Annotated in this window: 14 protein-coding genes; 9 read left to right on the top strand and 5 right to left on the bottom strand. The window is 36.0% G+C overall.

The features are described from left to right. Positions 1–161: 161 nt before the first annotated feature. The 4 genes from KKI21_00560 to KKI21_00545 form a co-directional block, all read right to left on the bottom strand. On the bottom strand, positions 162–1691 hold the full coding sequence (locus KKI21_00560; protein ID MBU4284720.1) for a lamin tail domain-containing protein: 1530 nt from the start codon (positions 1689–1691) through the stop codon (positions 162–164). 219 nt (positions 1692–1910) lie between these two features. After that, a complete protein-coding gene (ruvB, locus tag KKI21_00555) occupies positions 1911–2936 on the bottom strand; it encodes a Holliday junction branch migration DNA helicase RuvB (protein MBU4284719.1) in 1026 nt (341 codons plus the stop codon). A gap of 399 nt (positions 2937–3335) precedes the next feature. Continuing rightward, a complete protein-coding gene (locus KKI21_00550) occupies positions 3336–3833 on the bottom strand; it encodes an NYN domain-containing protein (protein MBU4284718.1) in 498 nt (165 codons plus the stop codon). A gap of 14 nt (positions 3834–3847) precedes the next feature. Further along, on the bottom strand, positions 3848–5518 hold the full coding sequence (locus tag KKI21_00545) for a GspE/PulE family protein (GenBank protein ID MBU4284717.1): 1671 nt from the start codon (positions 5516–5518) through the stop codon (positions 3848–3850). A 257-nt stretch (positions 5519–5775) separates the two neighbouring features. Between KKI21_00545 and tsaE the strand changes: the two genes are divergently transcribed. The 5 genes from tsaE to holA all read left to right on the top strand — a co-directional run bounded on the left by tsaE (position 5776) and on the right by holA (position 9755). Next, the gene (gene tsaE / locus KKI21_00540) at positions 5776–6201 is read left to right on the top strand and encodes a tRNA (adenosine(37)-N6)-threonylcarbamoyltransferase complex ATPase subunit type 1 TsaE (GenBank protein ID MBU4284716.1); all 426 of its coding nucleotides are present in this window, start codon (positions 5776–5778) and stop codon (positions 6199–6201) included. Positions 6202–6306: 105 nt separating this feature from the next. Beyond that, positions 6307–6693: a four helix bundle protein gene (locus KKI21_00535; protein ID MBU4284715.1), complete on the top strand. Its 387-nt coding sequence runs from the start codon at positions 6307–6309 to the stop codon at positions 6691–6693. 110 nt (positions 6694–6803) lie between these two features. Beyond that, entirely contained in the window at positions 6804–7748 is a 945-nt protein-coding gene (locus KKI21_00530) for a hypothetical protein (GenBank protein ID MBU4284714.1), read from the top strand. 2 nt (positions 7749–7750) lie between these two features. Then, positions 7751–8809 (top strand): DUF3048 domain-containing protein, encoded by a 1059-nt coding sequence (locus tag KKI21_00525; GenBank protein ID MBU4284713.1) that lies wholly within the window; start codon positions 7751–7753, stop codon positions 8807–8809. A gap of 1 nt (position 8810) precedes the next feature. Beyond that, entirely contained in the window at positions 8811–9755 is a 945-nt protein-coding gene (gene holA / locus KKI21_00520; GenBank protein MBU4284712.1) for a DNA polymerase III subunit delta, read from the top strand. Here holA and rpsT read toward each other — a convergent pair. Further along, positions 9718–10005 carry a 30S ribosomal protein S20 gene (rpsT, locus tag KKI21_00515; protein MBU4284711.1) on the bottom strand — a complete coding sequence of 96 codons (288 nt, stop codon included), beginning with the start codon at positions 10003–10005 and terminating at the stop codon, positions 9718–9720. The genes holA and rpsT overlap by 38 nt on opposite strands. A 152-nt stretch (positions 10006–10157) precedes the next feature. On the opposite strand from rpsT, the gene ruvA reads away from it, so the two are divergent. The 4 genes from ruvA to KKI21_00495 are packed head-to-tail and all read left to right on the top strand — an operon-like array spanning position 10158 to position 13020. Beyond that, positions 10158–10730 (top strand): Holliday junction branch migration protein RuvA, encoded by a 573-nt coding sequence (gene ruvA / locus KKI21_00510; protein ID MBU4284710.1) that lies wholly within the window; start codon positions 10158–10160, stop codon positions 10728–10730. A 13-nt stretch (positions 10731–10743) separates the two neighbouring features. Further along, positions 10744–11676: a peptidoglycan bridge formation glycyltransferase FemA/FemB family protein gene (locus tag KKI21_00505; protein ID MBU4284709.1), complete on the top strand. Its 933-nt coding sequence runs from the start codon at positions 10744–10746 to the stop codon at positions 11674–11676. Further along, positions 11673–12854 carry a UDP-N-acetylmuramoyl-L-alanyl-D-glutamate--2,6-diaminopimelate ligase gene (locus KKI21_00500; GenBank protein MBU4284708.1) on the top strand — a complete coding sequence of 394 codons (1182 nt, stop codon included), beginning with the start codon at positions 11673–11675 and terminating at the stop codon, positions 12852–12854. Before KKI21_00505 ends, KKI21_00500 begins: the two co-directional genes overlap by 4 nt. A gap of 7 nt (positions 12855–12861) precedes the next feature. Then, a complete protein-coding gene (locus KKI21_00495; protein MBU4284707.1) occupies positions 12862–13020 on the top strand; it encodes a hypothetical protein in 159 nt (52 codons plus the stop codon). Positions 13021–13060: the final 40 nt, after the last annotated feature.

Here is a 13060-nt window from a genome sequence, read left to right as displayed (position 1 = left end):
GTAGTAGATTTTTGACTAATTAAAATTATTATGATGCCCCGCCCTGTAGTAGAATTTCAACTGAGCGAAGCTCTTTTTCCCGCAATGTTGAAATTTCACTACGGGGCCCCGCATCAGTCAAAAATTCACTACGGGGCATATGTTTTAATTCTGGCAGAAAATTATCGACTTGGCAATCTTTTAATCAATAATAAGCCGATGAATCCAGAAGCAAAAACAATAGAGATAATCAGTAAAGCGAGATTAAGTGGATTCCGTGTGGATTGTTTGATTGAGGCAAAATTATTTGTTGACCCGCCTGCCGGCGAGGCAGGAGAAGTGGGTTTATTCTGCGTTAATTCCACGAAACCTCCTTCAATCTGATTATCAGGCAAATTTATCACATAATCTTTTGAAGGTTCTTTAACAATTTCTGATTTAACCGGGTTTTGTTGGTAAGCAGTGCCTTTATCGGTGTTCACAATCATTCCTGTAATATTTGCCATTCCTGGCGTGGGTTCTGACCAGACAAATCCATCAGCGGTTCGGGCAGATGATTTACCTTGGGGTGGTTTTTCGTAATTTATTTCCTGAAAAACAATGCCATCGGGCAAAAGCAATCTTACGGAATCCTTGTCATTATTTAAGGCGATTTTTGTTGTTTGCCGCGAGAAGACCAAATAGCTTTTTGGCGCAATTAAAGTATTTTTTGGGAATATAAATGCCTTGCTTCCGCTGGCAATATCATCCAATTGCCATCCAGAGATGTCTGTGATTGAATCAGCGTCATTGTAAATCTCAATCCATTCTTCTACTTCATCTATTCCGTTTGGGTTTGCCATGAATTCATTGATTATGATTTGCGCTGTCTGGATTTTTATAGTAATTGTGTCTGAAACGTAATATCGGCCGTCATAAACAGTAAGAGTGGCAAGATATGTGCCTGGATATTGGTATATATGGCTGACAATTTGATGGTCTGATGAATTTCCGTCTCCAGTATTCCAGGAATATTGGAGTTCGTTTTCATTCATATCATATGAAAAAGAACCATCAAGAATAATTTCCTGATTTACAAAACCAATAATATTGTCGCCTGCATCAGCAATCGGGGGATTGTCGTTGGTTTGGCTTGCTGGAGTTTCCCCAGGCTCTTCAGTTGCCGGCTTTTCTGAAGGTGGGGCGGGTTCTTCTGGAGAAATATTATTTAATATTCCCGGAGTCGGAATCCCGCTTCCCCAATTAGTCCCATTGGGATTTTCCCTTTGCAATGTTCTCCCATTGCCTTGAGCGCCCCAAGAGGAAATATAAGATACTTCATCTATAGTAGCTAAACCATTATCTTTTAAAATTAAATTCTCCCCATCATTACTAAGAGAGAATGCGCTGTCAAAAAGAATTCCAGAATATCCAGGATTGTCTATTAAAAATTTATCTGAATTATCGGTAATAATCGCATAGCTATTTTGTGGGATGCTAATACTGCCTTGGATTATATTTAATCCATGATTAGTGCCATTTTCCCAAAATTTCCATCCCGTTAAATCAATGGGTGCGTCGCTGTTGTTGAAAATTTCCACCCATTCTCTGCCACCATCTGCGCCAATCTCTAAATCGTACATAATTTCATTTATAACTATGTTTCCAAAAACCAATTTTGGAATAAAAAAAAGAACAATTAAAATAATTGTTGTTGAAAGTAATTTTTTCATACCCCGTACTAGATTTTCGACATATTTATGCTGAGTTTGTCGAAATATCCAGTTTAGATGATTAATATTAACTATTCGTTATTTATCTTATTGCCCCGTTGCGCTCCGACCATAGTCGGAGCAGTAGAAAATTCAGTACGGGGCATATATTTATTCGCTCTACTTTTATTATAATAGAAAGTCCAAAGAAAATCAAAAAAGAGTCATGTGGCTCTTTTTTTAAATCAACTTTTCTTGTTCTGATTTGGGTGGGTTGAGTTTGAGGTGTTTGTAGGCAGCTGGGGTAACGACGCGGCCTTTGGGAGTACGAGCGAGAAAGCCGACCTGCATTAGATATGGTTCGTAAATATCGGAAATTGTATCTCTTTCCTCGGATGTAGCAGCAGCAATTGTTTCAATACCCACTGGTCCGCCATTAAATTTTTCAATAATCGTTGCAACAATCAATCTGTCAATCGGTTCGAGCCCAAGTTCGTCAATTTCCATCATTTCTAACGCCTGTTCTGTGATTTCTTTATCAATTTTGCCTTGTCCGTGCACCTGCGCATAATCCCTGACTCTTTTTAATAAACGATTTGCCACTCTTGGGGTTTTTCTTGCCCTTTTGGCGATTTCTTTTAATCCGTCTTGGCTTGATTCAATGTTTAAAATTTTTGCAGAGCGGTTCAAAATATCTTCAATATCTTTTTCTTCATAAAAATCCAAATGATAAGTTGCACCAAAGCGGTTACGTAGAGGAGAGGAGAGTAAACTGATTCTAGTGGTAGCAGCAATTAGGGTAAATGGCGGAATATCAAGTTGGATGCTTCTGGCTGACGGTCCTTTACCAATAATAATATTCAGAGAAAAATCTTCCATTGCCGGATACAGATATTCTTCAATCAATTTATTCAGGCGGTGGCATTCGTCAACAAACAGAACATCGCCCTTTTCCAGGTTGGTGAGGATTGAAGCCAGATCACCAATCTTTTCAATTGCCGGGCCAGAAGTGATTTTGATATTTTTATTAAGTTCGCGGGCGATAATATGCGCTAAAGTTGTCTTGCCCAAGCCAGAACCGCCGTATAAGAGTATATGCTCAACAGCTTCTTCGCGTTTTTTCGCTGCTTCTAATAAAACTTTAAGGTTTTTTTTGACTTTTTCCTGGCCAAAATACTCTCCGAGCTGATTTGGCCGAAGAGTTTTATCCAGTATCTGGTCTTCTATTTTTTCTTTTGGATCTGTGTGCATAGACTTGACAAGCATTTACTAATCTGCTATAATGATAATATATAAATTCCTTTCTAATAATCTGCAGGCAACAAGGGTAACCAATTTTAACAAATACTTACCCTTTGGAATTTTTCTTAGTATAGGATGTTTTGGTTTCCTCCTTGTTGAGGTTCCAACTGAAGTATTCCTCGGAAAGATTCTAAACTTCGGATCCTAAGCCGAATGTCGCTTGTCTGCAGGTTATTGGAAAGGACTTTGTTCTTTTCAAAATAAATTTCTCTGAGTTTATTGGGTCGTTTGAGAATTGCAAAAACAATTTTCGGCGACCCATCTTTTATATTAAGCTATTGACATCCGAATTTCTATGATATACGATGATAACATCACGATGAGAGGCTAACCAAAGGGTTTCGTCCCGAGGCAATGCCTCTTTTAAATTTGCTTTTTGTATTCTAATTTGTGCTTTAAATTGTTCATAAAAACAACATACGACATCATTTTTCTGAACAATGAAGAATATTGTTCTCTATTCGGTATCATTAAATTCAATAATTTATTCTGTTTAATTAGATAATCTGCCAGACAATGAAAATCGCCATCGCCAGTAACTATTAAGGCCTTATCATAATTCGGATATTCTATCATTGTGTGCAATACTAGTTCCGCGTCGACATTGCCTTTAAATTTTTCATTAGGTAGCTTAAGGGTTGGTTTAAATATTAGAATATATCCGTCTTTTTGTAGTCCGGTGTATAGATTTTGATTTTCCGGAACATAACCAATAAAAATAAATGCTTTCATTATAGCGTACTTGTCTTTGAGGTACCTTCTAAATTTCTTGAAATCTAAAATCCAATTTTGATTCCGAATTGATAAATTTAAATTTTGACTATCAATAAAAGCGTAATTATTTTTTATTAATTTTTCCATAATTTAGAAAAAATTTAACCCAAAATCCTTTCTACTTCCTCCATTGTAGTGATGCCCTGTAGTACTTTTAATAGTCCATCTTGTCTCATTAAAACCATTCCGGATTTGATTGCCGATTCTTTAATTTCAACATTAGACGGAGTTTTAAGAATAATTTTTTCCATCGCATCATCAATGATAAATAATTCAAAAACTCCGATTCTTCCTTTATAGCCAGTATTATTGCAATAAGCGCATCCTTGTTCAGAAGCTTTTTTTATTTTAATATCATCCAATTTTGGCTTGGGTACTCGGCTTGGTAATTCCGCTAAGCCATTTTTTATTTTCTCTAATATTTCTGTATCTGGTTTTATATCTATTGAGCATTTGGAGCAGACTTTTCTGATTAATCTTTGGGCAATGATCAGATTCAATGCTGGTGGAATCATTGTTTGATTGACTTTCATATCAACCAAACGCGGAATCGCGCCTGCTGCATCATTGGTATGTAGTGTTGAAAATACCAAATGACCAGTCAGAGCCGCATTAATCGCGGTTGTTGCTGTTTCTGCGTCCCTGATTTCTCCAATTAGAATTATATCCGGGTCTTGCCGTAAGATTGAGCGCAGGCCACTGGCAAAGGTATAACCTTTTTCTGCTTCAACTTGAGTTTGTTCAATTCCTTCTAAATGGTATTCAACAGGATCCTCAAGTGTAATAATTTTCGAACCAGGATCATTTACAGCTTTTAGAAAAGCATAAAGCAATGTGGTCTTGCCTGAGCCAGTCGGGCCAGTAGTGATAATCATTCCATTTGGTTTTTTTAATTCATCTACAATAACTTTATAATCAAAATTCTGAATCCCCAAATCTTCTAATTTTAATCCAATTGTTTTGGGGTCAAGGATTCTTAAAACAACATTTTCTCCGTTATCTGCCGGAATAATTGAGGTTCTGATTTCAATTTCCTTATCCTTTGAATTAAAACTGAATCTTCCATCCTGAGGGACGTCATGGATATTGATTTTTAATTTAGACAACATTTTGATTCTTGAAAGCAGAAGCTGATAGGACGCTGTTGAGATATCAGCTGCATCCTGTAGGATTCCATCCAGCCGATATCTTAATCTGGTTGTATTGCCTGCTTCGGTTTCAAAATGGATATCCGATGCTTCTAATTTTAATCCAGCAGCCATAATTATATTTAAAAGTTGAGTAGTAGGAATGTTAGGCTGTTCTAATTCTTTCTTCAGGTCTTGGACGGTGTTGATACTGGTTTGAATTTTTTCCAGTTCTGAAGTGCTGATTTCAATTTTTTCAATTATTTCAACTTTTTTCGGTTGAGCGAATTTATATCTTTCCCATGCCTTTTCTAATCCGCTTTCTGAAACTATGTTTATTTTCACCTGGTAATTTTTGTCTTCAAGATTTTTTATAAAAGATTTTGTTTGTTTTAAGCGCGGATCAGCAATAGCGACAAATAATTCTTTCTGTTTTTTTAATATTATTGCTGCATTGGCATTTTTTGATTCTATTTCATCGGAGATATTTAACGCCTCATCATCAATTGCGGAAATTCTTAAATTCAAATAAGGAAAACCTAGCTCATCGGCTAGGTCTTTAGCTTTTTGTTCTTCTTGGTCTCGGCGAAGTTGCTGTATTTTAGCATCTGCCCTTTTTTGTTTTTCTTCATTCTTTAATGCCATTCCCTCATCTTATATCAAAACTCTAAATTTTGCAAGTTTATCCGCCGAAGTCTCGACGAAGGCGGGTTTTATTCATTCCCAAAATCATCAAAAGCTGATAGAATAGAGCCAATGGACCCCGGTACTGAATTTTCGACTGGTCCGATGTCCATCGGACCGCAATCGTGGTAAAATTAAACAAATAATAGATTATTAAATAATAAACATTGATTGATTTCGACAAAACTAGTATAAATATGTCGAAAATCTAGTACGGGGTGGAACAATTTATTACGCAAAACCAGAAACAGACGCAGAATTTGGCAAGAATTTTGGCCAAAGAGATTCTGAAATACAAGAATACCAAGAAAAATGCTTTAGTTTTCGGGTTAATCGGCAACCTGGGCGCGGGCAAAACTACTTTTATCCAAGCATTTGCCAAAGGAATAGGAATTAAAGCACGGCTAACCAGCCCGACTTTTGTTCTAATGAAGAATTACGGCAATTTATATCACATTGATTGTTATAGGATAAAGAATCACAAAGACATTTTAGCTTTAGATTTTCAGGAAATTGTTTCCAGTCCAAAAAATATTATTATGATAGAATGGGCAGAGAAGGTTCGCAAGATATTGCCTAAGAATACGGTATGGATAAAGTTTAAGATAGTTTCAGAGAAAAAGAGATTAATTAGCGTGAAATAAATCCGCCAGAGGCGGATGAAATAAGTCCCGATTTCATCGGGACGAAATTAGTTCACCTGTAGTGAACGAAATAAATATAAAAAATGTTACGGGAAATATATGGAGATAAATAAAAATAAAGTATATATAAAATTAGAGGATTTGGAAGTTTATAAATTAGCGAGAGAGTTATCTAAAATCGGTTGGGAAATTTATGAGCCATTTGATTGGCAAATGAAAAAAATCATCGGCGACCAATTTATCGAATCTACTGATTCGGTTGGCGCGAATATTACCGAAGGATATGGAAGATTTCATTATTTAGACAAAATAAAATTTTACTATAATGCCAGGGCTTCTCTAAATGAATGTAATAATTATTGGATAGAGTTATTAAAAGAAAGAGAAAAAGTAGAATTAGATAAATATAAGGAATTTAAAGATATTGCCGAGAAGTTATTAATTAAATTGAATAGATGGATTTCAGCCACATTTCAAAAGACAAAAAAATAAATTGCGTGAGGCCAAAGGCCGAACTAATTTCGTGAGCGTAGCGAATAAATTTCATTCGCCGAAGGCGAATATATTTCGTTCTGATGAAATCAGAACTAATTTCCACGAATATGAAAAAACTTGTTTTAATTGATTCGAATGCTTTGGTGCATCGGGCATTCCATGCGCTTCCTCCTTTAACTACGCGCAAAGGCGAACTTACTAATGCTGTTTATGGGTTTTTCTCGGCATTAATAAAAGTAATCAATGAGCTGAAGCCGGATTATATGGCAGCAACATTTGATTTAGCAGCTCCGACATTTCGGCATATTGAATACGACCAATACAAAGCCAAGCGGCCAAAAGCGCCGGATGAACTCTATGCGCAAATCCCGCGCACAAAAGAAGTTCTAAAGGCATTCGGCATTCCAATTTTGGAAAAAGAAGGATTTGAAGCAGATGATATTATTGGTACAATTGCGAAAAAATACACGAATAAAGAAATAGATATTTTAATTGTGACCGGCGACTTAGACACATTGCAGTTAATTGATGACAATATCAGTATTTATACAATGAAAAGGGGTTTGAGCGACATAATGATATATGGCGAAAAAGAAGTTGAGGAAAGATACGGCTTAAAAGTGAGCCAGATGATTGATTATAAAGCATTAAGAGGCGATCCGTCGGACAATATTCCAGGAGTAAAAGGAATTGGAGAAAAAGGAGCGAGTAATTTGCTCAAGGAATTTGGTACTTTAGAAAATTTGTATAAAAAATTAGATAAACTTACAGAGAAACAGATTATTGACAGCCATGCCTTGAGTAAGTCAGTGGTAGAAAAGTTAAAAGCCGACAAACAAATGGCATTTTTTAGCAAGCGACTGGTAACTATCCGTCAAAACGTGCCGATAAAGGTTGATTTAAAAGAACTTGATTGGCAGAATCATTTTGATATGGATAAAGTGCGGGAATTATTTATTGAATTAGGATTTAATACATTATTGCGTCGTTTGCCGGGAGGAGAAGCAGAGAAAAAAGCGGAGATACAATCCAAACAGACAAATTTATTTTAATTATGAAAAAATTCAAAATAATTCTAATTGTTATAATAGTTCTGGTTGTTGCGGGATTTTTGTTTTGGAAGCTGGGGAACCGAAGCATTAGTATTGGAAATGATAATCAACAGCAAAATACGACAAATAAAAATGGCATCAGTCCGATTACTGGAGAAAAATGCGTGAATTACAATCGCAGGCTCATTGCTGTGATGCTGGCAACTGATGCAATCACCCGCCCGCTTTCGGGAATCAGTCAGGCAGATATTGTAATTGAAATGCCGGTCATTACTGGTGGGATTACGCGCCTATTAGCTATTTATGGATGCGAGTCCCCAGATGAAATTGGGTCTGTAAGAAGCGCGCGGCACGATTACATTCCTTTGGTTATGGGCCTTGATGCAATTTATGCGCATTGGGGCGGTTCGCATTTTGCTTTAGATAAACTGGATAAAGGAATTATGGATAATCTTGATGCAATGGAAAATCCTTATGACAGCTTTTTTCGTAAATCAGGAATAGTTATGCCTCATGACGGATTCACTACAATGGACAGGTTGTTGAATGCAGCGGAAAAACTTGGCTATCGCATGGAAACCAAATTTTCCGGTTATCCGCATCTGAAAAAATCAGAATCAAAATTACCTGCCTCGCCGAGTCAAGGCGGGTCAAGTCCGAATACAGGCGGTCGTTTGTCCATTGGCTATGGCGGAGAATTCAAAGTTTCTTATGCATATGATAAAGAAGAAAATCTATATGAGAGATACAGGAACAATTTAAAGGAAACAGATAAAAATAATAATAATCAGGTAAAAGTAAGCGTAATAATTGTTATGCGCGCAGAATCGCGCATGATTGAGCCGCCGGATTATAATGAAGTTGATGTTGAAGGCGAAGGAGAGGCGAAAATTTACCAGAACGGGGAGGAAATAAAAGGTTATTGGAAAAAAACCGGTACTTACAGCGATTCAAAGCTTACATTTTTAAATGACAAAGGCAAGGAAATTGAATTCGCGCCAGGCAAAATCTGGCTTCAGATCGTAGAGCCGACAACAGAAGTAAAATGGGAAACATTTTAATATGCTCATATTTTTATACGGACAAGATGCATATAGGTCTAAAGAAGAATTGCGCAGGATGATTGAGAAAAACAGAATAGATAATTCTGATTGGTTTGATTTTATTAGAATTGATGCCAGCGACAAGCAAGTTGAGATTTTTAAGGAATTAAAGCAAACAGCAGATACAGTTTCCATGTTCAGCCAGAAAAAACTGATTATTATTGAAGATGTTTTTTCTTTGAACCAGGAAAGCCAGGATGAAATATTAGAATTTTTAAAAAAGAAAAAAATTGAAGACAATAAAGATATAACGATTGTTTTTTGGGCCGAGTCTGCCTCACCTGCCTCGCCGGCAGGCGGGTCAACGAATGGACTTCAAAAGTATTTAAAATCCAAAGCAGAATGCAAAGAATTTAAACCATTGCAAGGCGCGCAATTGAAAAAATGGATTAAGGATTTTATTGATAAACAGAAAGGTTCAATCGATAATTTGGCAGTAGATAAATTAATAGAGTGGGTCGGCAATGATTTATGGAGAATGAGCAATGAATTGAATAAATTACTTTCCCATAATAAAACCATACGTTTGGAAAATGTGGAATTATTAGTCAGGCCGGAAATTGATTTGAATATTTTCCAATTAGTTGATGCAATCGGATACAAACAAAAAACTAAAGCATTATCTTTATTCGGCCAATACATTAAAAGCGGAGAGAGCGAATATTATTTATTATCAATGATAGCGTATCAAATCAGAAATCTGATTAAGGCAAAAACAGCCGAAGATATCGAATTATTAGGATTACATCCATTTGTTGCTAGAAAAACAAAACAGCAGATGGATAATTTCACTTTTGAAGAATTAAAAAAAATCTATCATCAGTTGATGATAATAGATTTTGAATCAAAACTCGGAAAAACAGATATTACTGCTGCCCTAGAGTTGTTTTTAACGAACCTCTAGAGATAAATTTAGTTAATCTCGATTTTTTTCTTGCCGCATTATTTTTCTTTATAACTTTGGTTTTCGCAGCCTTATCAATTGCTTTATAAGCCAATGGAAGAAGTTTTAATGCTTCTGCTTTTTTGTTTTCAATAACTAGTTTTTTGATTTTTTTGACTGTATCGCGCAAAACATTAAGCCGACGCAGGTTTCTTCGCCTTCGTGTTTTATTTTGCCTTAATGCTTTTTCTGCTGATTTTGTAATAGGCATACCCCGTAGTAGATTTCCGACTAATTAAAATTATTATGCTGCTCCGCAGCAGTCGGAAATTCACTACGGGGCATATTAAGATAATATCAGACATTATTTTTTTTTGCAAATTATTATTGATTTGACGTCAAATAAAAGGTAGAATAAAAGTAATGATTGGCTCTATTGAAGGGAAAATTGAATATAGTACGGATAAATATGCATTGATTGATGTTAACGGCATTGGTTATAAGGTTTATATTTCCGTTAATACGTTCAAAAACCTGCCCGAAAAGAGCAGTAAAATAAAACTATTTACCCATTTGCATGTGCGCGAGGACATTATGGATTTATATGGATTTTTGAATCAGGAAGATTTGGAGTTTTTTGAATTATTGATTTCTATATCCGGCATTGGGCCGAAAGGAGCTCTGAATATTTTAAATGTAGCATCAGTCGAAAATCTGAAAAAAGCCATAGCCAATGAAGAAAGCAGTATTTTGACAAAAGTTTCCGGCATTGGTAAGAAAATAGCGGAAAAGATTATATTAGAACTAAAGAATAAGGTTGGCGGAGAATTTATAGACGAGAAATTCGGAACTGACGGTGAGGCAATTGACGCCTTAGTTTCTCTGGGTTACAGATTACAGGAGGCCAGGGAAGCGCTTAAAAAAGTTCCAGAAGCAATAAAGGAAGTTGGAGATAAAGTTAGACATGCTTTAAAAATTTTGGGCAAATCCCGCTGAGTGGGACGAAATAATGAAAAAATCATTTTTACAATCAAATGAATGGGCTGATTTTCAAAAACGATTAGGAAGAAATGTTTGGCAAATAGATGGAATCAATGTTATTGAACATAAATTGCCGATGAATAAGTCCTATTTCTATTCACCCCGCCTGTGTCCTTCAGACTGCCTCCTTCGCCGAAGCGGCTGCGAAGGCCGAGTCGGCGGGCAAGCCATGCCTACCGGCAGGCAGGCTCGGCTTCAATCATTCGTAGATAGGATTAAAAAAATTGCAGAACAAGAAAATGCAATATTTTTTAAATTAGAGCCCGAAGAAGATATTGATAAAGATTTATTGAAAGAATTCGGATTTATAAAGTCAAAAAATATTCAGCCATTAAAAACTATAATTTTAGATATTACTAAATCAGAACAGGAAATTTTAAATCAGATGCACAGCAAGATGCGCTACAATATTGGCTTGGCGCAGAAAAAAGGAATTATACTTAGAACAGGCAATAATCAGCATGATTTTGAGGAATTTTGGAGGTTAACACTTAAAACAGGCAAGAGGGACGGGTTCAGACATTATGCAAAAGAATATTACAAAGAAATACTGGAGATTCCAGGAGTGAAATTGTTTTTAGCAGAGCTTAATGGTAAGATTATTGTTGCGAATATTGTTGTTTTCTATAAACAGAGGGCGATTTATTTGCACGGAGCATCTGATTATAAATATAGAAATTTGATGGCAGCTCCACTTTTGCAATGGCATCAGATTTTAGAAGCAAAAAAAGCTGGTTGCATTGAATATGATTTTTGGGGTATTGATGAAATTAAATGGCCAGGCGTAACCAGGTTTAAAAAATGCTTTGGCGGCAAGGAAATCACTTACCCAGGCGCATTTGATTTGATTTTCCAACCAATATGGTATCGGATTTATAAAATTGCCAAGAAATTCTTATGAAAAAATTCATACCTAAATTTATTTTCAATATTTACCATTATTTATTGGCTTTAATTGGCGCCATTATTTATGGTTTTCCTTCGAGAAAATTGATTGTAATCGGGGTTACTGGAACAAAAGGTAAATCGACAACCGTGGTTTTAACGGGGAAAATTTTTCAAGAAGCCGGATACAAGGTTGGCTGGATTTCTTCTTTGACTATAAACATAGGCAAAGAGGAAATAATGAATCCATATCATATGACTATGCCAGGACGATTTTTTATCCAGTCAGCATTGGCGAAAATGGTCAAAAATGGCTGCAAATACGCAATAATTGAAGTGACTTCAGAGGGAATAAAGCAATTCAGGCATAAGTTTATCAAATTTTCCGGAGCGGTGTTTACAAATCTGGCGCCTGAACATATTGAAGCGCACGGAAGTTTTGAAAAATACAGGTCAGCGAAACTGGAATTATTTAAAGTAGCAGCGAAGAACGAGAATAGTTTTGGAATTTATAATGTAGATGATAAAAATGTTGGGTGGTTTTTAAAAATTCCGATTAAAAATAAGTATCAGTACAGCTTGAAAGCCAATAAAATTGATTTTAAATTAAATTTAATCGGGGAATTTAACCAATATAATGCCTTGGCAGCAATAACTATCGCAAAATCGCAGAGGATTTCCGAAGATATTGCCAAAAGAGCATTGGAAAAGGTAAAATTCATTTCAGGACGGCTTGAAGAAATTAATGCGGGACAGGATTTCAAGGTAATTGTTGATTTGGCGCATACACCCGATTCATTTGAAAAGGTTTTTAGAGTATTTAAGCAGATGCCGCATAATAAAATTATCTCTGTTTTTGGTTCTGCTGGCGGGGGCAGAGACAAGTGGAAAAGGCCGGAATTGGGCAGAATTGCTTCGGAAAACTCCGATATTGTGATAATCTGTACAGAGGATTCTTATAATGAAGACGAACAGGAAATTGCTGATGAAATCGCGGCTGAATGCAAAAGAATAAAGCCGGAAATAATCTTAGATAGACGGAATGCAATCAAAAAAGCGCTCTCTTTGGCGCAAAAAGATGATATCGTCCTTATTTTAGGCAAGGGTACGGAACAAACAATGGTTATTGGAAATAAAAAATCCAAATGGGACGACAGAGAAGTAGTTGAGGAAGAATTAGAAAATTTGCTATAATAGAAATATGCGCAATCTTTTGGGTTTGAAAGTTGAAACAAAATTAAGTTTATTTATTGTAGCAATATTTGTGGCAATTTTTTTATTTGCGGTTTTTAAGGGCATGGATAATTTTACTAAATTTATTGATATAATGGATAAGTATGAAGAATTACGCATCAAGTAGGGCGAATAAAGGCAAGGCCGCCTACAGAACTCCCAGTGTT

Source organism: Patescibacteria group bacterium (assembly GCA_018897295.1).
Classification (GTDB): domain Bacteria; phylum Patescibacteriota; class Minisyncoccia; order RBG-13-40-8-A; family RBG-13-40-8-A; genus JAHILA01.
This window is presented reverse-complemented; position numbering and strand designations above follow the sequence as displayed.